At 67.6% G+C, this 22154-nt stretch carries 23 protein-coding genes; 7 read left to right on the forward strand and 16 right to left on the reverse strand.

Going from position 1 to position 22154, the window contains the following annotated elements:
• Positions 1 to 24 precede the first annotated feature (24 nt).
• Both A9X01_RS14085 and A9X01_RS14090 read left to right on the forward strand, forming a co-directional pair.
• Positions 25 to 852 (forward strand): alpha/beta hydrolase, encoded by an 828-nt coding sequence (locus A9X01_RS14085; protein ID WP_253849130.1) that lies wholly within the window; start codon positions 25 to 27, stop codon positions 850 to 852.
• A gap of 5 nt (positions 853 to 857) precedes the next feature.
• On the forward strand, positions 858 to 3017 hold the full coding sequence (locus tag A9X01_RS14090) for an acyltransferase family protein (RefSeq protein ID WP_065121369.1): 2160 nt from the start codon (positions 858 to 860) through the stop codon (positions 3015 to 3017).
• A 279-nt stretch (positions 3018 to 3296) separates the two neighbouring features.
• Here the strand turns inward: A9X01_RS14090 and A9X01_RS14095 are convergent, their stop codons facing one another.
• The gene (locus A9X01_RS14095; protein WP_065121439.1) at positions 3297 to 3992 is read right to left on the reverse strand and encodes an Rv0518 family GDSL lipase; all 696 of its coding nucleotides are present in this window, start codon (positions 3990 to 3992) and stop codon (positions 3297 to 3299) included.
• A 359-nt stretch (positions 3993 to 4351) separates the two neighbouring features.
• On the opposite strand from A9X01_RS14095, the gene A9X01_RS14100 reads away from it, so the two are divergent.
• On the forward strand, positions 4352 to 5710 hold the full coding sequence (locus A9X01_RS14100) for a DUF2252 domain-containing protein (RefSeq protein WP_065121370.1): 1359 nt from the start codon (positions 4352 to 4354) through the stop codon (positions 5708 to 5710).
• Here the strand turns inward: A9X01_RS14100 and A9X01_RS14105 are convergent.
• Positions 5681 to 6910: an acyltransferase family protein gene (locus A9X01_RS14105; protein WP_065121440.1), complete on the reverse strand. Its 1230-nt coding sequence runs from the start codon at positions 6908 to 6910 to the stop codon at positions 5681 to 5683. The two genes, A9X01_RS14100 and A9X01_RS14105, sit on opposite strands and share 30 nt — an antisense overlap.
• Before the next feature lie 386 nt (positions 6911 to 7296).
• Here A9X01_RS14105 and A9X01_RS14110 point away from each other — a divergent pair, with 386 nt between their 5' ends.
• Positions 7297 to 7734: an STAS domain-containing protein gene (locus A9X01_RS14110; RefSeq protein WP_436405267.1), complete on the forward strand. Its 438-nt coding sequence runs from the start codon at positions 7297 to 7299 to the stop codon at positions 7732 to 7734.
• Here A9X01_RS14110 and A9X01_RS14115 read toward each other — a convergent pair.
• The 7 genes from A9X01_RS14115 to A9X01_RS14145 all read right to left on the reverse strand — a co-directional run bounded on the left by A9X01_RS14115 (position 7718) and on the right by A9X01_RS14145 (position 14035).
• Positions 7718 to 7975 carry a hypothetical protein gene (locus A9X01_RS14115; RefSeq protein ID WP_065121372.1) on the reverse strand — a complete coding sequence of 86 codons (258 nt, stop codon included), beginning with the start codon at positions 7973 to 7975 and terminating at the stop codon, positions 7718 to 7720. The genes A9X01_RS14110 and A9X01_RS14115 overlap by 17 nt on opposite strands.
• Positions 7972 to 8523 (reverse strand): transport-regulating membrane protein Mce1N, encoded by a 552-nt coding sequence (mce1N, locus tag A9X01_RS14120; RefSeq protein ID WP_065121373.1) that lies wholly within the window; start codon positions 8521 to 8523, stop codon positions 7972 to 7974. Before mce1N ends, A9X01_RS14115 begins: the two co-directional genes overlap by 4 nt.
• Before the next feature lies 1 nt (position 8524).
• On the reverse strand, positions 8525 to 9514 hold the full coding sequence (gene hemB / locus A9X01_RS14125; RefSeq protein ID WP_081282381.1) for a porphobilinogen synthase: 990 nt from the start codon (positions 9512 to 9514) through the stop codon (positions 8525 to 8527).
• Between the two features lie 91 nt (positions 9515 to 9605).
• Positions 9606 to 11276: a bifunctional uroporphyrinogen-III C-methyltransferase/uroporphyrinogen-III synthase gene (locus tag A9X01_RS14130; RefSeq protein WP_065121375.1), complete on the reverse strand. Its 1671-nt coding sequence runs from the start codon at positions 11274 to 11276 to the stop codon at positions 9606 to 9608.
• A 28-nt stretch (positions 11277 to 11304) separates the two neighbouring features.
• Positions 11305 to 12246, reverse strand: a complete 942-nt coding sequence (hemC, locus tag A9X01_RS14135) for a hydroxymethylbilane synthase (protein WP_065121376.1) — start codon at positions 12244 to 12246, stop codon at positions 11305 to 11307.
• A 13-nt stretch (positions 12247 to 12259) separates the two neighbouring features.
• Positions 12260 to 13645 (reverse strand): glutamyl-tRNA reductase, encoded by a 1386-nt coding sequence (locus A9X01_RS14140; protein ID WP_065121377.1) that lies wholly within the window; start codon positions 13643 to 13645, stop codon positions 12260 to 12262.
• 117 nt (positions 13646 to 13762) lie between these two features.
• Complete coding sequence (locus tag A9X01_RS14145) at positions 13763 to 14035, reverse strand: glutaredoxin family protein (RefSeq protein WP_065121378.1); 273 nt, start codon at positions 14033 to 14035, stop codon at positions 13763 to 13765.
• Positions 14036 to 14147: 112 nt separating this feature from the next.
• On the opposite strand from A9X01_RS14145, the gene A9X01_RS14150 reads away from it, so the two are divergent.
• The 3 genes from A9X01_RS14150 to A9X01_RS14160 are packed head-to-tail and all read left to right on the forward strand — an operon-like array spanning position 14148 to position 16529.
• Positions 14148 to 15047: an HAD family hydrolase gene (locus A9X01_RS14150; protein WP_065121441.1), complete on the forward strand. Its 900-nt coding sequence runs from the start codon at positions 14148 to 14150 to the stop codon at positions 15045 to 15047.
• Between the two features lie 43 nt (positions 15048 to 15090).
• The gene (locus A9X01_RS14155; protein ID WP_065121379.1) at positions 15091 to 15591 is read left to right on the forward strand and encodes an FAS1-like dehydratase domain-containing protein; all 501 of its coding nucleotides are present in this window, start codon (positions 15091 to 15093) and stop codon (positions 15589 to 15591) included.
• Between the two features lie 23 nt (positions 15592 to 15614).
• Positions 15615 to 16529, forward strand: coding sequence for a cyclopropane mycolic acid synthase family methyltransferase (locus A9X01_RS14160; RefSeq protein WP_065121380.1), 915 nt, complete (start codon positions 15615 to 15617; stop codon positions 16527 to 16529).
• 96 nt (positions 16530 to 16625) lie between these two features.
• Here the strand turns inward: A9X01_RS14160 and A9X01_RS14165 are convergent, their stop codons facing one another.
• The 7 genes from A9X01_RS14165 to A9X01_RS14190 form a co-directional block, all read right to left on the reverse strand.
• Positions 16626 to 17705, reverse strand: coding sequence for a lysophospholipid acyltransferase family protein (locus A9X01_RS14165; RefSeq protein WP_172832514.1), 1080 nt, complete (start codon positions 17703 to 17705; stop codon positions 16626 to 16628).
• Positions 17706 to 17712: 7 nt separating this feature from the next.
• The gene (locus tag A9X01_RS14170; RefSeq protein WP_065121382.1) at positions 17713 to 18819 is read right to left on the reverse strand and encodes an SDR family oxidoreductase; all 1107 of its coding nucleotides are present in this window, start codon (positions 18817 to 18819) and stop codon (positions 17713 to 17715) included.
• A 67-nt stretch (positions 18820 to 18886) separates the two neighbouring features.
• Positions 18887 to 18988 (reverse strand): 30S ribosomal protein bS22, encoded by a 102-nt coding sequence (locus A9X01_RS29130; RefSeq protein WP_003402602.1) that lies wholly within the window; start codon positions 18986 to 18988, stop codon positions 18887 to 18889.
• A 180-nt stretch (positions 18989 to 19168) separates the two neighbouring features.
• Positions 19169 to 19429: a cell division/environmental response transcriptional regulator gene (locus tag A9X01_RS14175; RefSeq protein WP_036352215.1), complete on the reverse strand. Its 261-nt coding sequence runs from the start codon at positions 19427 to 19429 to the stop codon at positions 19169 to 19171.
• A gap of 140 nt (positions 19430 to 19569) precedes the next feature.
• Entirely contained in the window at positions 19570 to 20448 is an 879-nt protein-coding gene (gene proC / locus A9X01_RS14180; protein WP_065121383.1) for a pyrroline-5-carboxylate reductase, read from the reverse strand.
• A gap of 30 nt (positions 20449 to 20478) precedes the next feature.
• Positions 20479 to 21312, reverse strand: coding sequence for a thioesterase family protein (locus tag A9X01_RS14185; protein ID WP_065121384.1), 834 nt, complete (start codon positions 21310 to 21312; stop codon positions 20479 to 20481).
• Positions 21312 to 22154, reverse strand: a complete 843-nt coding sequence (locus A9X01_RS14190) for a sugar phosphate isomerase/epimerase family protein (RefSeq protein WP_065121385.1) — start codon at positions 22152 to 22154, stop codon at positions 21312 to 21314. The genes A9X01_RS14185 and A9X01_RS14190 overlap by 1 nt, the downstream gene beginning before the upstream one ends.

Consider the following 22154-nt stretch of genomic DNA (forward strand, 5'->3'; position numbering starts at 1 on the left):
TTGACCCGCCGATCGGTGCTACGCATGGGTGTAGGCGCCAGCGCCGGAGCGGCCGGTGTGTGGGCGTTGAGTGGCCTGCTCGATCCGCTCAAGCCGATGGCCGCCCCCCTGGCGCCGGCGCCGTTCGATCCCCCGACCGCGGGCAAGACGCTGCCGACCAAACTCACCGGGTCTTTCATCTCGGCGGCCCGCGGCGGGATCAAGACGAACTGGGTGATCGCCATGCCGCCCGGGCAGACCAAGATGCTGCGGCCGGTGATCGCGTTGCACGGCAAGGATGGCGACGCCAACATGATGCTGGACTGCGGCGTCGAGGACGCGCTGGCGCAGTTGGTCAGTGAGGGCAAGCCCCCCTTCGCCGTCGTGGGCGTCGACGGCGGTCCGAACAGTTACTGGCACCGGCGCTCCAACGGCGAGGACTCCGGCACCATGGTGCTCGAAGAGCTGTTGCCGATGCTGACCTCGATGGGCATGGACACCTCGCGGGTCGGCTTCCTGGGCTGGTCGATGGGCGGCTACGGCGCACTACTGCTGGGCGCCCGGCTGGGCCCGGCCCGCACCGCCGGGATCTGCGCGATCAGCCCGGCGCTGTACATGTCCTATATCGGCACAGCGCCCGGCGCCTTCGACAGCGTCGACGATTGGACCCGCAACACGGTGTTCGGGCTGCCGGTACTGAATTCGATCCCGCTGCGGGTGGACTGTGGGATCGGCGACCGCTTCTTCTTCGCCACCAGCCAATTCGTCAGCCAGCTCAAAAAGCGGCCGGCGGGCAGCTTCTCCCCCGGCGGACACGACGTGGACTATTGGCGAGCGCAACTCCCCGGCGAGCTGGCCTGGATGGCGACTTAAGTGAGATGACAGTGCGATCCGCCGACACCTCCGGCTCTCCGCAAACGGCGGAGGGGAGGTCTGTGAGGGGACGGTTCCGCCCGGACATCGAAGGGTTGCGGGCCGTCGCGGTGATTGCGGTCGTCGCGTATCACGCGGGCATCCCCGGTACCGCCGGCGGCTACATCGGCGTCGACGTGTTCTTCGTGATCTCCGGTTTCCTGATCACCGGGTTGCTCTGGCGCGAGGTGGCGGCGACGAACACCGTTGCGCTGGGTTGGTTCTATGCCGCCCGTGCCCGTCGGCTGTTACCGGCTGCGGCCACCGTCGGCGTGGTCACCGCGGTCGCCGCGGCCGCGGTGCTGCCGCCGTTGCAGGCCCGAAGGGTGTTCGTCGACGGCATCGCCAGCGCCCTGTATGTCGGCAACTACCGGTTCGCCGCCCAGGGCACCGACTACATGGTGTCCGACCTGCCGCCGTCACCGTTCCAGCACTACTGGTCGCTCGGGGTGGAGGAGCAGTTCTATCTGCTCTGGCCGGCGTTGATCATCGGCACAGCATGGTTGGCGAGGCGGATCGGCCGGAGCGCCGCCGGCTCGGCGCCCTACGCGGTGCTGCTGACCCTGGTCGGGGCGGCATCGCTGGCGGCGGCGGTGGTGTGGACGCGGGTGTCACCGCCGTGGGCGTTCTTCTCGCTGCCCACCCGGGCCTGGGAACTGGCGGCCGGTGGCTTGGTGGCCCTCACGATCAACCAGTGGCGTCGGTTGCCGCTGCTGCCCGCCACGGTCGCCGGTTGGGGTGGCCTCGTGCTGATCCTGCTGACCTGCACCCAGCTGGGTCCGCACACGCCCTACCCCGGCACGTCGGCGCTGCTGCCGGTGCTGGGTACGGCACTGGTGATCGGCGGCGGGTGTGTCACCGGCGGCATGGGCGTGGGCCGGGTGCTGTGCCCACCGGCGATGCGGTCGATCGGCCGGGTGTCCTACTCGTGGTACCTCTGGCACTGGCCGGTGTTGTTGCTGCTGCCGCCGCTGCTGGGTGATCCCGGCGGGTTGCCCGGCCGGCTGGCGGCGACGACGGTGTCCGCGGGACTCGCGGTGATCACCATGCATGCCGTGGAGAATCCCGGCCGGTTCGCCGCAGCGCTGCGCAGGTCGGCCAAGACCAGCCTGGCCGTGGCCGGCGCCGCCACCGGCGTCGCCGCGTGCGCCTGCGCGGTGCTGCTGACGGCGATACCGGCCCCGGTCGGCCACGGCGCCGCAGCTCCGCAGGCCAACATCGTTCCGCTGCCGCCCGTGCCCGGCCCGCAGGTCGGTCCGCGCGAAGCCGCCGTCGCGCAGGCCTTCACGCAGGTCCGTGAAGCGCTGGCCACGTCCGCCGCCCGGCGCGAGGTTCCGGCCAACCTGAACCCCTCGCTGGCGGCCGCCGCGGGCGACAAGGCCCCGGTGTTCGTCAACGGCTGCATGCGCTCGTGGCGCGATGTGGGGCAAAGCGAATGCGCCACCGCGGACGTCGCTTCGCCCACCACCGTGACGCTGATCGGCGACTCCCATGCGGCGATGTGGGACCCCGCCCTGCAACAGGTGGCCGCGCAGCGGCACTGGCGGCTGGAGACGCTGGCCAAGGTGACCTGTCCGCTGCTGAACCTGCCGATCGTCAGCCCGTATCTGGGCCGCAAATACAACGAGTGCGAACAGTGGCGGGCCGAGATCGTGAACCGGCTGCAGGCCGAGCGTCCCCAGCTCGTGGTGCTGAGCATGAGCCGGCGCTACCACGCCGACTTCAGCTTCGCCTCGTACGACCCGGCGTGGATCGATGCCGTCGCGCGGGTGGTCGCGCAGCTGCGCGGCATGGGTTCTCGCGTCCTGCTGCTGGGACCGGTGGCCGATCCGCAATCGTCGGCGCCCACCTGTCTGTCCGCGCACCTCGACGACGCCGGGGCCTGCGCGCCCGCCCGGGCAGTGGCGGTGAATCGCGACGGTATCGCCGCCGAGCAGCGGGTGACCGCCGCGGCCGGCGGCTCCTACGCGGACCTCACCGACCTGTTCTGCACCGCCGACCGGTGCCCAATGATCGTCGGCAACACGCTGGTGTTCCGCGACGACAACCACGTGACGACCGAGTATGCGCAACTGCTGGCCCCCGTGATCGGGGCGCTGGCCGATCAGGCCCTGTCAGACGGATGAATCGGGAGAATCCGGTGGGAAAATCTTCGCGAATGAACCTCGCGGGGAATGCGAACGTGGTACGAATAAAAGGGTTTTGGAGGTTCTGAAATGAGTCCGATGCTGTTGGTTCTGCTTAGCGCAGCCGCACCAGTCGCCGGGCTTGGCTTACTGCAATTGCAAGCGCGCCTTGAACGTTGGGACTACGAGAGGCACGCCGAGGACTGAGACGACGGGCACTGCGGCACCAAACCCGTTGCCTGCCAGTTGCTTTGACCCTCGCTGCGCCTGCAAGTCTCTTTATTTGAGCAATTGCCACCGGATCAGCGGCACGATTTTCTCCGCCATATACGCATGCCCGGCGTCGTTGGGGTGCACCCCGTCCGGACCGATCAGCTCGGGGCGGTCGACGAACCAGCGGTCGCCGATCGGGTCGACGAAATCCGCCCGCGCCGCCCAGGACGCGCCCGCAAGCACGTCGCGGATCACCAGCACCGGCACCGGCACATCGGCGGTCGGCCACGGCGGTCCGATCACCAGGAACCTGGCGTGCGGCGCGCGCTGCCGCGCAAGAACGAGCGTGGCGTGGACCCGCTGGGCGAGCAGCACCGGATCGACGTCCATGTCGTTGCGCGAGCCGAAGAACACGACCAGATCGTCGTCCGACTTGACGGCCCGGTCGGTCAGATCCTGAAAGATGTTGCCGTGGTCGCCAACCGCGCCGTATCCGGCCCGGCCTTCGGCCGCGACATCGCTGGTGATGCGCAACCCGGGCGCGGCGAGCGTCCGCCAGGTGCGGGCCGTCCACGACTTCGCGCCCAAACCGCCCAGATCGGTACCGGTGGTGTAGGAGTCGCCAACCACGGCGATGTGCTTGAGGCGTAGATCCAGCGTCAGGGCACGCACGGGTCGTGCCTGCACCGGCTCGGTGATGCACGGCGCAACCAGGGCCACCAGTGCGCACAGGCTGATGGCGAACCGGACCAATCTAGTCATCGCAACCTTCACTGCGGAGGGCCGAATAGCTAACTCAAATCGTACGAGGAACCGACGGTGACGGCGCGCATCTTCGCCGTCGCCACGCCCCGAACGTGAGCGGTCACACATCCCGTGGCGGCGCGACGGCCGACGCAGCCGAGGGGGCACCCCGGCGCCGCGACGTCGAGCCGGATGTGCACTGGTCGCCGCGGTTTATCGGCTCCCGGCGACGACGACCGGGCGGCACGGTACCGCAAGTACGAAAACCACGCTGGCGGCGCATCGCGGCGGGAGCCACACGGGCGAATCGCAATCCCGGTTCGGACCGGCACTCAGGGGAGCCGTGGCAAACATCGCTGAGTGGGTATCACTAGGTGATGGCCAGCAGCACCGACCGTGAGTCGTTCATTGTGGAATGCCTCGTGGGGGCATTCGACGACCTGATGGAGGCGGACCCGGACGCGTTTCGCACCAAGTTCCGCAAGATGGCGGGCGACCCGTTCGCGTTCTACCGGGGCAGTGCATGCCTGTTCTACGCGGACATGGCCGAACGCGACGACCGCTGGGCCGACGAACGCACCGGCCGGGTGTGGATCCAGGGCGACCTGCACGCGGAGAACTTCGGCACCTACATGGACGGGTCCGGAGTGCTGATCTTCGACGTCAACGACTTCGATGAGGCCTACATCGGCCATTTCACTTGGGATCTGCAGCGTTTCGCCGCCAGTGTCGCGTTGATGTGCTGGCAGAAGGCGCTATCCGACGCCGAGATATCGCGGCTGATCGAGACGTTCGTGCGTTCTTACGTCAAGCAGGTGCACTGGTTCGTCGACGAGCAGGACGACGCATCCTTCTCACTGAACCTGCAGACCGCCCGGGGCGCGGTGCTGGCCGCACTGCAGTCGGCGCGGCTGTCGACGCGCGCGGCGATGCTGGACCGGATGACGCGAGTCGACCAGTGGGACCGGCAATTCCGCGACGCGCCCGGAGTCCGCAGGCTCGACGACGCCGAACGGGACAAGGTCGTCGGCGCTTTCGAGACATACCTGGACACCATCCCCGAAACCAAACGCCGGCGCGAGGTGACCTACGACGTAAAGGACGTGGTGGGTAAGACGGGATTCGGTATCGGCAGCGCGGGCCTGCCCAACTACACGATCCTGATCGAGGGGTTCAATCAAGCCCTCGACAACGACATTGTGCTGTCGATGAAGCAGGGCAACATCGCCGCGCCGAGCCGGGTGATCACCGATCAGAAGGTGCGGGACTACTTCCAGCACCACGGGCACCGCACCGCGATCTCGCAGCGGGCGCTGCAAGCCCACGCCGATCAGCTACTGGGTTACACCGAGATCGACGGGACCGGTTTCGTGGTCAACGAGTTATCGCCATATGAATCCGATTTGGAATGGGACGAGCTGAGCGAACCCGACGAGCTCACCGAGGTTGTCGAACAGCTCGGCCAGGCGGTCGCGAAAGTGCACTGCGTCGGCGACGCGGACAGCGACCAGTCACTGGTCGACTTTCAGACCGAGGACGCGATCGTCGAGGTGATCGGTGACCGCCTCGACGAGTTCGTCTCCGACATGGTGTCCTTCGGGCTGGACTACGCCGCGGTGGTGCGCGACGACCACCGCCATTTCGTCGAGGCGTTCCGCGAGGGCCGCATCCCCGGGGTAAGCGCCACCTCAAGCCGAACGGGCCGGTCAGACCGCGCGGGACGAGACCCCAGATAGCGCACCGTCGATCGGATGCACCTTCGCGGTTGGCGAGTCAGTCGCCAGTGTCCCCGCGGGGGCGGGCCGCGCGCCGATCATCCGCCGCATCCACCGCCGCGCCGGCTCCTCGACATAGTGATACATCAGGCTGGACAGCAGCATGGCGATCAGAATCAAGCCGATCACGTTCCACTTCCACGGGTTGTCCTGCGGCGTGAGCTCGAATTGCAGGACCGCCCAGCCCCACACGGTGTGCACCAGCTCGTGCACCATGTACAGGCAAAAGGAGATCTCCCCGCCGTACACCATCACCCGGGTGGACAGCACCCAGGGCAGACTGCCCAGACCGACGGCCAAGGTGATCACCAGCGGGACGAACAGCACGTCGACCACCCCGCCGCTGTCCACCACACCGCTGATCGGATGCGCATCGAACCAGTACAGGATCCCCACTATCGCGACCACCAGCAGCAGCGAGAGGTACCCGGCCACTCGCCGGGCGCGATCGCTCAACCGCAGCCGGCGCACCGCGGCACAGGCCAAGGCGCCCGCGATGAACTGGGTGACGATTCGGGGCAGCCAGCTCCACGGTGTGTAGAACTGGCCGCTGGCCAGCAGCAGTAACACCGGGGGCAGACACGCCGCGAACGCCAGCAGCATCAGGGTGCGCGCCCGCGTCGTCTGCTCCATGCGCAGGATCACCAGCACCACGAACCCGAACAGCAGGTAGGCCAGCCATTCCGCGCTGATCGACCAGGCCGGACCGTCCCAGCTGGTCCCGTCGAAGAACGGCTGAAACCACAGCTGGATCAACAAGACCTGCCGCACGTAACTCACCGCGGTCAGGTCCCGGATCTCGGGCAGCGGAATATGCCCCACATGCAGGCTCAGGATCACGATCAGCGCGGCCAGGTGCATGGTGACCAGGTACACCGGCCAGACCCGGGCCAGCCGCAGCCACAGGAAGTGCAGCGTGGCCCGCGTCGACCACGAGCCACCCATCCGGTCCAGGTAATTCCAGGTCAGCACGAACCCGCTGAGGATAAAGAACAGGTCGACGCCCTGGGCGCCGCAGTTGAGTACCGGCGCGAGGTTCTCCCGGAACTCGGGCGACACATCGGTCAGCATCGGCCGGAAATGGAAAAGCACCACCCACAGTGAGGCGACAATCCGCAGGCCCGTCAGAGCCTTGATCTCGCCCCTGATCTTGCCCCTGATCTCATCGGTGGGCGCTGTGCTGGGCACGAGGTTTCTTCCGCCTGAGTCTGCTGGGTGTTTCTTCGACTAACGCGGCTGTCCGGGGCGACATCGCCATGTCACCCGTCACCACGGGTAACCGGCAGCCAGAGCAGCCTAACAGCGCGGGCGTGGGAGCAGGTGCGGGTGAGCCCGGCCGGGCTCGTCGAACTTGGGGCCTGCGCACGCGCTGACGGCTGTTCTCCTGCCCAAAGACCACGCTCGGCGCCGGTTGGGGGCGGCACCGTCCACGCCGAACGCTTCTTAGCAATAAGTTAGGCGTGACTGTCGGTCCCCTTAAGTTCGGCGGGCACTTTATAGGTCAGGGCTCGGCCGGTGTGCGAGGGGAATGGGGCAGCTCGATGACCATGGCGATGACGACAAGAGTTTCGGGGCCGGGTGCCGGCGTCCTGCACTGCGCCGGTGCCCAGGTGCGGGCGCACTACCGCTCGCTGGCCACCGTGGTGACCATCCGTGGCGAGATCGACGCCGTCAACGTCGACCAAATCGGCGAGCACGTGCGACGCTTCGTCCTCGGTGACAACCCGGTGGTGCTCGACCTCAGCGCCGTGACGCACTTCTCGTCGGCCGGAATCGGCTTGCTGTGCGCACTGGACGAAGAGTGCCGCGCCGCGGGCGTCGAGTGGATGCTCGTCGGCAACCCGGTCATCAGCGCCTTGCTGGGTGAGCCGGACGAAGCCGAGTTTCCGCTCACCACCTCGCTGCACGAGGCCCTGCGCAACCTGGCCGACGCCATCGCCTGGCGCCGCCAGTTGGTGCTACCGCTTGTCAAGAAGTCGGCTTAGCGCTCCTGGACCGGCGCAGCCTGGCCACCGCCACCACCACGAAAATCCCGGCCACCGTCGCCAGCAACAACGTCAACACCAGCTGCTGTGGGTCGTAGATCACCGAACTGGTGGGTGGCTGACCATCGGCTACCGGCGCCACCTCGATCGCCGACCGGGTGGCCGTCCAGCTGAGCGCTGCCGCCACCGCCGCCACGAGCGCAACGACCAGCTCCAGGCCGGCCCGAATACGGGTGTTCACAGGAACGACCTGTGGTCGTCGTCGCCGGCCTCGTCGGCGACCTCCGGCTCGTAGGGACCCATCCGTTCCTCGACCAACGGGGTCAGCGCATCACGCAGGTGGCGATGACGACGGGCCCACGCCTGCGCGGTACGCCCCCCGGTGAGCTTGAGACCGATGCCGTACCTCCCGCGCGGCACACCGACCAGCTCGCCCAGCGCCCGCGCCGACTGCCACCTGGCCAACGGCTTGCCGGACTTCACCGAATTCTCGGCCTCGGGAAACACTTTCACGATCTCGGAGACCAGGATCGTCTCGGTGCCCTGTCGCAACGCATCCTCGGTCAACTCCACCGAGGTGTGAATACGCGCCGCCTTGACCTGCAGCGCCACGAACGCCGAGACCAGGACCAGAAAGATCGTCGGCACCAGCAGCGAGATTGCCACGTGGTTGGTCCACTGGATGTAGATCAGCGACGCCGCCGACGCCGGACCCGCCAGCACCCAGTACCAGCTGGCACCCGCCTCCCGGAACAACGGCTTGCTTTCGGATTCCCCCGCTGCTGTCATGTCAGCCTCCCTCGCCCAGCCAACTCGCCGCGGCGACGGCCCAGTAGGTGAGCACGATGTCAGCTCCCGCTCGCCGGATGCTGGTCAACGACTCCAGCGCCGCCGCGCGTTCGTCGATCCAATTGTTGGCCGCCGCCGCACAGATCATCGCGTACTCCCCCGACACCTGATACGCCGCCACCGGCACCGGCGAGACGGCGGCCGCCGCGGCGACCACGTCCAGGTAGCCCATCGCGGGTTTGACCATCACGATGTCGGCGCCCTCGTCGAGGTCGAGGGCCACCTCGCGCAGCGCCTCGCGGGCGTTGCCAGGTTCCTGCTGGTAGGTGCGCCGGTCACCGGACAGGCTGGAGGCCACCGCTTCCCGGAACGGGCCGTAGAACGCCGAGGCGAACTTGGCGGCGTAGGCCAGGATCGCCACGTCGGTGTGTCCCGCCGCATCCAGGCCGTCGCGGATCGCGGCCACCTGGCCATCCATCATGCCGCTCGGGCCCACCACGTGTGCTCCCGATTCCGCTTGCGCCACGGCAAGTTTCACGTATTGAGTCAACGTGGCGTCGTTGTCGACGCGGCCACGCTCGTCGAGTACGCCGCAGTGGCCGTGGTCGGTGAACTCGTCCAGGCAGGTGTCGGCCATCAATACCGTGGCGTCACCGAGGTCCTTGGCCAGATCCCGCAGCGCCACGTTGAGGATGCCGTCGGGATCGGTACCGGCCGATCCGAGCGCGTCCTTGTCCTGCTCGCGCGGCACCCCGAACAACATCAGACCGCCCACTCCGGCGGCGACCGCCTCGGCGGCGGCGCTGCGCAGCGAGTCGCGGGTGTGCTGCACCACGCCGGGCATGGAGGCGATGGGCCGCGGTTCGTCGATGCCGTCGGCCTCAGCGCTGATGAACATCGGCAGCACCAAATGCCTTGGCTCCAAGGACGTTTGCGCAACGAGCCGGCGCAACGCGGGCGTTGCCCGCAGCCGCCGCGGTCGCTGTCGCATGGCTACACCCTCACCCGTGCGTTGACTCTGCGTTGCGGTCGGAAGTTACCCGTACTTTCGCGCCCTGGGCGCAGAGTCAGCGCACGCCACGTCATCGCCTACGGCTCTTCTTGCGCGGCGGCGGCAGCGCACCCTCGGCGCGCAGCCGGGCGGCGTGTTCGGCCAGCGCGTCCACCAGGGGGCCGACGGCCGCGGTCTCCGGCTGGACATCGACCCGCAGGCCGAATTCGGCGGCGGTCTCGGCCGTCTTGGGGCCGATGCAGGCGATGATGGTGCGCGCGTGCGGCTTTCCGGCGATGCCGACCAGGTTGCGCACCGTCGAGCTGGAGGTGAAGCACACCGCGTCAAACCCACCGGTCTTGATCATCTCGCGGGTGGTGGCCGGCGGCGGGGCAGCCCGGACCGTCCGGTAGGCGGTCACGTCCTCGATCTCCCAGCCGCGCTCGCGCAGACCCTCGGCCAGTGTCTCGGTGGCGATGTCGGCGCGCGGCAGCAGCACCCGGTTGACCGGGTCGAAAATGCTGTCGTAGGGCGGGAATTCGTCCAGTAGCCCCATCGAGGACTGCTCACCGGAGGGCACCAGTTCGGGGCTGATCCCGAACGCGCGCACCCGGTCCGCCGTCGACTCGCCGACGCAGGCGATCTTCACGCCGGAGAACGCGCGGGCGTCCAGACCGAACTCGCCGAACTTCTCCCACACCGCACGCACCGCGTTGGTGGAGGTGAACACCACCCACTGGAAGCGGCCGTCCACCAGACCCTTGACGGCACGCTCCATCTGGGCGGGACTGCGTGGGGGCTCGACGGCGATGGTCGGCACCTCGATGGGCAGCGCGCCGTACGACGTCAGCCGCTCGCTCATCTCACCGGCCTGGTCCTTGGTGCGCGGCACGAGGACGGTCCAGCCGTACAGCGCGCGGCTCTCCCACCAGTTCAGCTTGGCGCGGCTGGTCACCGTCTTGCCGATGGTCACCACCAACGGCCCGGTCAGCGGACCGGCCGGGTCGGCGCCGCCGCCCAGGACGGCCGGGTCGGTCAGGCCCTGCAGCGTGGTCTCCACCGACCGCTGCTGGCAGGTGGTGCCCTGCGCGGTCACCACGCACGGCGTGTTGTCGGCCAGCTCGTGGTCGATCAGCGTGCGGGCGGCGTCGGCCAGGTGCGACGCGGTGGCCTGCAGGATCAACGGCCCGGGCGCGGCGGCCAGGGCGTCCCAATCCACGTGCGGGTCACGCACATCAGCCACGGTGTGCGACGAACCCAGCGGCAACCCGGCGTAGGTGGGCACCGCGCTGGTGGACGCCAGGCCGGGGACGATCTCGATGTGCAGGTGCGAGCGGGCCACGGCGTTCACCTCGGTGATGACCGCGTCGACCGACAGCGGGTCACCGGCCACCAGCCGCACCACGTCGACACCCAGCCGGGCTTCGTGCGTCAGCGTCTTGGCGACCTCGACGGGATCGCCCAGGGCCGGACGGATGTCGGGACCGCTGGCCACCACCGCCGGCGCGGTCTCGCCGCCTCCAGTGGCGCCGTGCGTCGAGTCCGGGCCTGCGGGCGCCGGCTCGGCGGGCGCCGGGCCGGACACCGGCGGTAGGTCCTTGCCGATCAGCGCCAGCACCGGCTCCGGCACGTCCGGGTCGGTGAACACCAAGGCGGCGTTCGCCAGCACGGTGGCGGCGCGGGTGGTCAGCAGACCAGGGTCGCCCGGACCCGAGCCCACGAAAGTGATGCGGCCCGGTGTCGGCTTGCGCCCTCGCGTCATCGTTGTCGCTCCAAGTCTGTAGTCAATGTCATCGCGCGGGGTCTTCCCGCGCTCCCCTCATCAATTCACGGGCGCCCAGCTCGAACAGCTCGCCGGCAACCGAGAGCCCCAGCTCCCGTGCCTGATCGGCGGCGCCGATGCCGGACGCTCGGATCACGTCGGACCCGTCGAGTGCCGCCACACAACCGCGCAGCGACAGCTCCTCGAAGACCCGCCCCTCCTCATCGATCGACTCGACCACTTCCGCGATCGCGCCCACCGGTGCGGAACAACCCGCCTCCAATTCGGCGAGCAGGGTTCGCTCCGCGGTGACCGCCGCTCGGGTGTCGGCATCGTCCAACTCCGCCAACACCGCGGCCAACCGACTGTTGTCGGCTCGGCACTCGACGGCGAGAGCGCCCTGGGCAGGCGCTGGCAACATTTGCACCGGCTCCAGCGTCTCGGTGACGTCGCCGAGCCGGCCCAGTCGGGCCAGACCGGCCCGGGCCACCACGATGGCGTCAAGATCACCACTACTTACCCTGTTCAACCTGGTATCTAGGTTGCCTCGTAGGGGGCGGATTTCCAAACCGAGACCCAATGCTCTAAGCTGTGCGGCCCGCCGCGGCGAAGATGTGCCTACCAGCGAACCCGGCGGCAACTCGCCCAGCACCAGTCCATCACGGGCCACCACCGCGTCGCGGGCGTCCTCGCGTGGCGGTATGGCCGCAATGACGAACCGCGGATCCGCGGCGGTCGGCAAATCCTTGTGCGAGTGGACGGCGGCGTCGACACGGCCGTCCTCGATCGCCTCCCGCAGTGCGGTGGTGAAGACTCCCACGCCCAGCGTCTCGATCGGCGCGGCCGAGCGGTCACCCACGGTGCTGATGGTCACCAATTCGGCGGGATGGCCGTTGGCGATCAATGCGTCTCTGACGGTTGCGGCCTGGGTGGTGGCCAGCAGGCTGCCCCGAGTGCCAATCCGGATCACGTGCGCCAATCAGCTACTCGGCGGATCTCTGCGGACCGCCCGGGGCCCCGTCGAAATCGGTTGCGATTACCGGTAATTCGCCGGCTGCGACGGCGGCGACGGAGTCGATGGCGGTCTGGTCCAGTTCGAAGAGCTCACGCAGCGCCTCGGCGTAGCTGTCGCCACCGGGAGCGCTGGCGAGCTGCTTGATCCGCACCGTGGGCGCGTGCAGCAGCTTGTCGACCACCCGCCGGACGGTGCGCGCCACTTCCTCGCGCTCGGCGGTGTCCAGGCCGGGCAGCCGGTTGTCCAGCCGGAGTAACTCCGCCTCCACCACGTCGGCGGCCCGCTGACGCAGCGCGGTGACGGTCGGGGTGACCTCGGCCATCCGCTGGCCGGCCAGGTAGGCGGCGAGTTCGGCGGCCACGATGTGCCGGGCGGCGTCGATGTCGGCGGCCGCGGCGTGCGCCGACGGCTCGTGCTGGACCCGGTCGACATCAACGATCAGGACGCCGGGCAGCCCGGCGATCGCCGGGTCGACGTCTCGCGGCATGCCGAGATCGCAGATGACCAGCGGCTTGGCGGCTTCGTCGCGGCGCGCGTTGACCAGCGCGTGGTGGACGTCGGCGAGGGTCACCACATGGCTCACGGCGCCGGTGCAGCTGACCATCACATCGGCTTCGGCCAGCGCGGCGGGCAGGCGGTCCAATGTCAGCGCCTCGGCCGCCGTGCCCGCGGCGCTGATCTTGTCCGCGAGCCGTTGCGCCCGGGCCAGCGAGCGGTTCAGTACGTGTACGCGGCCGATCCCGGCGCGAGTCAGGTGCGCCGCCGACAGGGCACCCATCGCGCCGGCGCCGACCACCGCGGCGGTCTTGCCTTCGAGGGTGCCCAGCTTGCGTCCGGCGATGTCCAGGGCCACCGACACCACCGAGGCGCCGGCCGCGTCGATCGCGGTCTCGGAGTGCACCCGCTTGCCCACCGACAGTGCGCGTTGGGCCAGCTCGTGCAGGACCCGGCCGACCGCGTTGTTGCCCTCTGCAGAGGCGTAGGCCCGGCGTACCTGGCCGAGCACCTGCTGCTCGCCCACCACGGCCGAATCCAGGCCGCTGGCCACGGCGAACAAGTGCTCGACGGCGGCCTCGCTGTAGCGGACGTAGGCGTGCTTGGTCAGGTCGCTCATCGACAAGCCGGAGTATTCGGCCAGCACCTGGCCGATCACCGACAGCCCGGCGTGGAATGCCTCCACGACGGCATAGACCTCGACGCGGTTGCACGTCGAGAGCACCATGGCTTCGGTCACCAGGGATGACTGCAGCACCCGGTCGACGATCTTGATTTGATCGGACTCGTCGATGCTCAGTTGTTCCAGGACGGAGACCGGCGCGCTGCGGTGCGAAACCCCGAAGAGCAAGATGCTCACGGCAGCATCACCTGGCCCGCTCCCTTGCAGCTTTGGAAAGTGAACTGCTGTCTACGGTAGACGGTTGTCAGATGACCTACCAAATGGCGGGTTTGGCCAGCCACCGGCTGGTCACTGTCAGCGGGCTGCGAGGTCGGCCCGCAACCGCGGTTCGTCGATCTCCCAGTAGCTGTGCTCGCGCCCGTCCAGTAGGACCACCGGGAGCCGGTCGCCGTATTCGGCCCGCAGCGCGGAGTTTCCGGTCGCCGCGGCTTCATCGACATCGGTGGTGGCCAGCGCGAAGTCCAGCTCGCCGGCCAACTCGACCAGGCGGTCGTACACCCGCTGGCAGATCAGGCAACCGGCGCGGGTCAACAGTTCGACCTGTGCCCGATTCTCGGGTCGAGTCATGGCCCCCAGTCTGGCATTCCGGTGTGGACTGCAATGCCGGATAGGGTTGATGTCGGCCCGGGACCGGGAACCGGGCCACGCGGCGACTTGGGAGGTTCGGCTGATGGCTTCCATGGCTTCCTCTGAACCGGTGGGCCCCACCGGTCGGGCCGACTTGGAGGCGCTGGCCGCCAATGCCAGTGCCGAGCGCGCGCTCGACGGCCTGTATGACGCGCCACCCGACGAGCGCCCACAGCCGCCCGTCGACCTGACCGCCGCCGCATTCTTCGACGTCGACAACACGCTGGTGCAGGGCTCCTCGGCGGTTCATTTCGGGCGTGGACTGGCTGCGCGCAACTACTTCACCTACCGCGACGTGCTGGGGTTCGTCTACGCGCAGGCCAAGTTCCAGATCCTGGGCACCGAGAACAGCGCCGACGTCGCCGCCGGTCGCCGCAAAGCGCTGGCCTTCATCGAGGGACGCTCGGTCGACGAGCTGGTGCGCCTGGGTGAGGAGATCTACGACGAGATCATCGCCGACAAGATCTGGACGGGCACCCGCGAACTCACCCAGATGCACCTCGACGCCGGCCAGCAGGTGTGGTTGATCACGGCCACTCCTTACGAGCTGGCGGCGACCATCGCCCGGCGGCTGGGTCTGACCGGTGCCCTGGGTTCGGTGGCCGAATCGGTCGACGGCGTCTTCACCGGCCGGCTGGTGGGCGAGATCCTGCACGGCACCGGCAAGGCGCACGCGGTGCGTTCTCTGGCGATCCGCGAGGGCCTGAACCTCAAGCGCTGTACGGCGTATTCCGACAGCTACAACGACGTCCCGATGCTGTCGCTGGTCGGCACCGCGGTGGCGATCAACCCCGATGCGCGGTTGCGCAGTCTGGCCCGCGAGCGAGGCTGGGAAATCCGCGATTTCCGGACCGCTCGCAAGGCCGCTCGGATCGGCGTGCCGTCGGCGCTGGCCCTGGGCGCGGCCGGCGGGCTGCTGGCGGCGCTGGCGTCCCGACGGCAATCACGCTGATAAGCTGCGCCGCTGAGCATCTATTCGAGCGGAAAGCGGCGCCATGACAGTTCCCCAGGGAGCCGAAGGAATCATCGGTAAGCACTACCGGCAGGAAGATTACTTCCTGGTCGGTCGCGAAAAGATTCGCGAATTCGCCGCGTCGATCCAGAACGATCACCCGATCCACCACGACGAAGAGGCCGCCGCGGAAGCGGGTTATCCGTCGCTGGTGGCGCCGTTGACGTTCCTGGCCATCGCGGGGCGGCGAGTGCAGCTGGAGATCTTCACCAAATTCAGCATCCCGATCAACATCGCGCGGGTCATGCACCGGGATCAGAAATTCCTGTTCCACCGCCCGATCCTGGTCGGCGACAAGTTACACTTCGACACGTACTTGGATTCGGTGATCCAGTCCCACGGGACGGTCCTAGCCGAAATCCGAAGTGAAGTGACCGACGCCGAAGGCAAGCCTGTCATCACCAGCGTCGTCACGATGCTGGGGGAAGCCGCGCGTCACGAATCCGACGCCGAGGCGACCGTCGCGGCAATTGCATCCATCTAAACAGAGCAGGTAGCGTCGATTTAATGACATCAGAAGGCACCCAACTCCAGCCTCCGGTAGAGGACGTGCAGTCGCACTACGACCGGTCAAATGAGTTCTTCAAGCTGTGGCTCGACCCGTCGATGACCTACAGCTGCGCTTACTTCGATGAGAACCCCAACATCGATGAGCCGCAGTCCAAGACCCTCGAAGAGGCGCAGTTCGCCAAGCGCAAGCTGGCGCTGGACAAGCTGAACCTCGAGCCGGGCATGACGCTGCTGGACATCGGCTCCGGCTGGGGCTCGACGATGCGGCACGCCGTCGAGCACTACGACGTCAACGTCATCGGCCTGACGCTCAGCGAGAACCAGCTGGCGCACTGCGAGCAGAAGTTCGCCGAGATGGACAGCCCCCGCCGCAAAGAGGTGCGGCTACAGGGCTGGGAGCTGTTCGACGAGCCCATCGACCGCATCGTCTCGCTCGGCGCATTCGAGCACTTCGCCGACGGGGCCGGCGACGCCGGCTACGAGCGCTACGCCACCTTCTTCAAGAAGTACTACAGCTTGCTGCCCGACGACGGCCGCTTCCTGCTGCACTCCATCGTGGTGCCCACCGCCGAAGAGGGTAGGGCGATGGGCCTCAAGACGACGATGACGCTGCTGCGCTTCATCAGCTTCATCCTGCGGGAGATCTACCCCGGCGGGAAGTTGCCCCAGGTTGAGCAGGTCGACCGGTACTCGACCGAGGCGGGCTTCAAGATCGAGCGCCACCACTTCATCGGCAAGAACTACGTGCCCACCTTGAACGCCTGGGCCGACGCCCTGGAAGCCAACAAGGAAAAGGCCATCGAGCTCAAGGGCGAGCAGGAGTACGAGACCTTTATGAAGTATCTACGCGGCTGCTCGGACCTGTTCCGCGACGGCTACACCAACGTCTGTCAGTTCACCCTGGTCAAGTAACTCGCGTTTGCCTGCGCGAGCAGACGCTAAAGCCCCCGATTTCCTGCGGAATCGGGGGCTTTAGCGTCTGCTCGCGGGGGCAGCGGTCTTGCGGTCCTAGCCGAAAAAAATATTGCGGCGGCCGGCCAGCAGCCGGTACAGCGTCTGCTGAATGGTCTCGCGCACCTGATCGGTCAGCTCGAAGGTGACCATCGGGTCCTCTGCGTCACTGGGCGAATAGTCGGCCGTCGGGATCGGCTCACCGAACGCGATCCGCCACTTCGACGGCAACGGCACCAGCCCGGCGGGGCCGGCCAGCGGGAACAGCGGGGTCACCGGGAAGTACGGCAGCCCGAACAGCCGCGCCAGCAGCTTCACGTCGGCCAGCATCGGATAGATCTCTTCGGAACCGATGATCGAACACGGCACGATCGGCGCCTTGGTGCGCAGCGCCGCCGAAACGAACCCGCCGCGGCCAAACCGCTGCAGCCGGTAGCGATCTTCGAACTTCTTGCCCAGACCCTTGTAGCCCTCCGGGAAGACCGCGGTGAGCTCCCCTGAGGCCAGCAAACGGTGCGCGTCGGCCGTGCAGGCCATCGTGTGACCGGCCTTGCGGGCCGTCGAACCCACCACCGGCAGGTCGAACACCATGTCGGCGGCCAGCAGCCGCAAGTCACGTTGGGCCGGGTGCTCGTCGTGCACTGCCACCGACAGCATCAGGCCGTCGAACGGCAGCACTCCGGCGTGGTTGGCCACCACCAAGGCGGCCCCGTCGGAAGGAATGTTCTCGACGCCGCTGACCTCGACGCGGAACCAGGAATTGAAGAAGAACCTCAGCAAAGGCCGAACGACCGCGTCGTTGAAATGCGGATCGAAGCCGAATTCGTCGACGGAGTAATCGCCCGTCAACCGCTGCCGGAGAAATCCGGCCACCGCGGCGACGCGCTGAGCGAGGTCGTTGAGCGGCGCCTCAGCCGTCGACGACGCGCCCGCTGCTCGGCGGTGTTCATCGATCTCGCGGACGACGGCGGCGATCTCTTCGGCCGTTGCGCGACCACTCGGATCGGAAAGCAGCGACGGGTGCTGACGAGATGCATCCGAGCGCTGACCGGCACGGCGCCGGGCCGCTACACGTCCCCGATTAGTGTGCAGGGGAATGACATTCGCTCTGGACTCACCTGCCACGTTTCTATCCAAATCTATCTCAGCCCGACCACGGAATTGGATTTCGGCTACCCCAGCGCTGCGCCACCGCTATGGCACGACCCTCCCAGGAGCGTACCCGATCTGGATCGATAATGGGAGTCAGCCCGCGACCGCGAACATAATCGTCAAAAGCCTCTGCAGTAGACCACTTTGGTTGAAAACCAAGTTCGGAAACCATTCTGGTGGTGTCCATCACGCGGCCATAACTCAAGTATGCAAATTGGTCTCGATTGATCTCATTGTAACGATTAGCCCGTCTCAGCGAATCCAGTGCCCATACCCCAAAACTGGGCACCGGCAACGGAATTCGGCCGGCGCGACGAATTGCCTGAGATAGCATGATGATTCCGTTTGCGCCGACGTTAAATGTTCCGGCCTTTCCGGCCATCGCGGCGCGCTCCAGCGCACCCAGCGCGTCTTGTTCGTGCAGCAGTTGCAGGCGGGCGTCACGGCCCAACATCGTTGGCACCAATGGCCCCGCCAGATACCGGGACAGCGAGGTATCCATCGCTGGGCCGATCATGTTCGCCAGCCGTAAGATCGTCACCGCGATATCGGGCCGGCGCCGGCCCAGACCGCGCACATAACCCTCGATGTCGAGGCTGTCTTTGGCAAACCCCTCCCGGAACGGCCGACGGCTGCTGCTGTCCTCGGTGAACATCACCGGATCGTGCGCACTCGACCCGTAGACCTCCGAGGTCGACTTCAGCACCACGCGGCGCACCGAGGGCGCCTTCTGACAGGCGGCGAACAACTGCATCGCACCCATCACGTTGAGTTCCTTGAGCGCCGCGGTACCGCCGGATCGCGGTGCGTAGGACGCCGCCGCAGCGTGCACCACGGTGTCGACCTCGCCGTTGCGAATCACCTTGGCGATAAAGGGATTCCGGATGTCAGCGCGGACGAACTCGGCCCGTCCCATGCGCCGCAGCATGTCCTTGCTGGGCGCGATGGCGTCCACCGCGATGACGCGGTTGATCAGTGAGTTCTGTACCAGGCGGGCGACCAGGTAGCCGCCGAGGAACCGACAGGCACCGGTAACCAGCACTACCTTCGGGTAGTGCACGGTGTCGCCGCCGCTGGCCCCCCCGTTCGACGAATCCACTTTTACAGCCTAGCTACGAGCAGAAACAGCGGCGTTACGGACGAGTGACGGAGGGCGCCGGCAGAACTTACTTGCCAAGTTTTCTGCGCTGCACCCGGGTGCGACGTAGCAGCTTGCGGTGCTTCTTCTTAGACATACGCTTGCGCCGCTTCTTGATTACTGAACCCATGAACTCCGCATTCTTCACCCGTGTCCGGCTTATGACTTAACCCGGACACTTTACCCAACTGCGGGCCGGCAACACCAAACGACCGCCGAGCAGACGCAAAAGCACCCGATAACCACCCTTTTCAGGAGCCTTTGCGTCTGCTCGCGCAGGAACGCAACGAGTCGCGCTGCGGGGTCGGGGCTAGCCCGCGTCGAAGTACGAGGTCTCCAGCATGTCGTGGACCGCCTTGGCGTGCACGCGGAAGGACCGCCCCACCCGGACCGCGGGCAGCTCGCCGTTGTGCACCAGCCGGTACACGGTCATCTTGGACACCCGCATCAGCGCCGCGACTTCGGCGACGGTGAGGAACTGCGTCCGGCCCTGCCCGGCCTCGGCCGAACCGCCGGCGGGCGCCGCCTTACCTGCAGAATCCCGTGCTGATGGCCCGTTCGTAGACGTCATCGCTACCCAATCGTGTCAGGCCCGCGCAATGCCAGCGGCTTCCCCTCCGCTGGCACCCACACGTGCATACAAAGAGGAGAATAGCGGGACTAGTGGGGTTACTGGTACTGGTGAGAGACAATCAGTTCAAAATTCTTGAATTATTCCGATGTAATTCTTAGCTGCTCAGAGCGCTTTTTGGCGGCCTGGACGGCCGCGTCGACGGCGATCCGGAATCCGCCCCGTTCCAGTTCCCGCAGCGCAGCCACGGTAGTGCCGCCCGGCGAGCACACCGAGGCCCGCAACTGGGCGGGCGAGGTGTCCACCTGCAGCCCGCTCGGGCCGCCGTCAGCCGCTCGCTGGTCGGAGTCCATCCGCTCGAGCAGCATCGCCGCCGCACCGGCCATCGTCTGGGCGGCCAGGTCGGTGGCCACTTGACGGGTCAACCCCACCGCGACTCCGGCGTCCACCAGCGCTTCCACCAGCAGGAAGAAATACGCCGGGCCGGAGCCCGAGACCGCGGTCACCGCGTCCAGTTGCTTCTCCTCTACGGTGAGAACGCCGCCGACCGCGTCGAACAGCGCTGACACCTCCGCCAGTTGTTCGTCCGTGACGAACCGGCCCCTGGCCAGCGCCGTCACTCCCGCACCGACGAGTGCCGCCGCGTTTGGCATCGCCCGGACGACCGGCGTCCCGGCCGGCAGTTTGGATTCGAACGAGGAGATGGTGACGCCGGCCGCGACGGTGACGAACACCTGCTCGCCGCTGTCGTGCTCGGCCGAGGTGGCGACCCCGGCGAGCTCGTCGATGACCGCCTCCACGTCGGCCGGTTTGACGGCGACCACGACGAACGTGGCGGTCTCGGCAGCATCCTTCGCCGAGTTCACCACCAGCACCCCGTAGTTACTGGACAGATATTTCGTCCGGTCCGGCATCCGTTCGGCGACCACCAAGTCCTTGACCTGCCGCCCCGCCCGCAGTAGCCCGGACAACAGTGCCTCGCCGATGCTGCCGCCGCCGATGATCGCGATTCTTGCCATGCCCGAAGCATGGCAGACCCGGCGGGTGAGTTACCCGGCAGGCACCATGGCCAGTTGGCGAGCCTGCACGACCAACCGCCCGAGTTCGTCGACCACGATGTGATCCTCGTCGAACCAGTCGTGCCCGATCTCGACACAGGTGGCGATGATCCGCAGCCAGCCGTCCACGGGCAGTGACCGCAGCAGCGCGGTCAGCTGGACCGTCGGCGCCCAGCCGGTGCGGTCCACCGCGAAGGTCACCGGCGCCGACAGATCCCCGCACATCAATGCGAACAGCGCGTCGGGAGCCAGGTCGCGTGGGCGCGCCCACATCTGGATCACCGGGGGCCGCCCATCCGCCGGAGATTCCATCGTCGACAGCACGGGGCGGATGTCGCAACCGGCGCCCAGATGCACCAGGCCCGACAACGGGTGGCCAGGCCCGATCGGGGCCAGGTCGTCGGGCGGCCGCGGGGCCATCAGATCCACCACGGGGTTGGCCGACAACAGCGGCGCCGTCTCACCGGGCAGGTGGTGTTCCGGCTCGCCCAGCGTCACGACGGCGTGCACGGCGGTGCGCTCCCCCTGCATCAGCTCCACGTCGACCACGCTGATCCGGCGGCCGCGTTTGCGCAGCGTGGTCACCAGTCGCATCGCTCCCGGGTCGGGAGCGGACAGGAAGTTCGCCGACACTGCGACCGGTTGCAGCGCGTCACCGCCGTGCGCGGTGCGGGCGGCGTTGGCGCACAGCGCCACCATCACCCCGCCGTGCACCTTGGGACCGATGGTCCAGTGCTCGTTCAACTCGCCGTCGAAGACGTGGCACGCGTCGTCGGCGTCAATCGGCCGCAGCGCCATCGCGCTGCTGAACAGGGATTCGGTCATCAGCGCAGCAGATGGGTCCGGGCGAACTGGAGGGACTCGGTCAGCATCGCCTCACGTTCGGCGGCCGAGCGCGCCGACGAGGTGGACACTTCCAGCACGACGTGTCCGGTGAAGTCGCCCGCGGCCAGCATCTGGCAGACCTCGGCGGTCGGTTGGGTGCCGCGACCGGGCACCAAATGTTCATCAGCCGGCGAACCACTGCCGTCGCACAAGTGCAGGTGGACCAGCCCCGAACCCATCCGCCGGGCCATCTCCAGGGAGTCGGTGCCGGCGGTGGAGGTGTGCGAGAGATCCAGGGTGTAGTGGGCGTGATCGCCGTCGAGCGGGTCGTAGGACGGGGCAAAAGCCGAGATCGCCGGCCCGGGACCACCACCGCGCCGGCGCATCCGCTCCCGAGTCTGGTCCGAGCCGAAGAATCGGTCGGCCCGGAACGGGAACATGTTCTCCACGGCCACCATGACGCTGCTCGACGCTTCCAGCGCCATCACTTGGTCGCGGAATCCCTCGGCGTAACGCCGCTGCCACCGGAACGGCGGGTGCACGACGACGGTCTGGGCGCCCAGCTGCTCGGCGGCCCGCACGCTGCGGTCCAGCTTGACGATCGGGTTGGCGCCCCACACGCGCTGCGAGATCAGCAGGCAGGGAGCGTGCACCGACAGCACCGGCACCCGGTAGCGCCGCGACAGCTTGCCGACGGCGGCGATGTCCTGGCTCACCGACTCGCCCCACACCATCAGCTCGACCCCGTCGTAGCCCAGGCGGGCCGCATACTCGAACGCGGCCTCGGCCCGCAAGGGATACACCGAGGCCGTCGACAAGCCGACTTTGATTGCTGGGCGCAC

Source organism: Mycobacterium asiaticum (assembly GCF_001668675.1).
In the GTDB taxonomy this organism is placed as follows: Bacteria; Actinomycetota; Actinomycetes; order Mycobacteriales; family Mycobacteriaceae; genus Mycobacterium; species Mycobacterium asiaticum_D.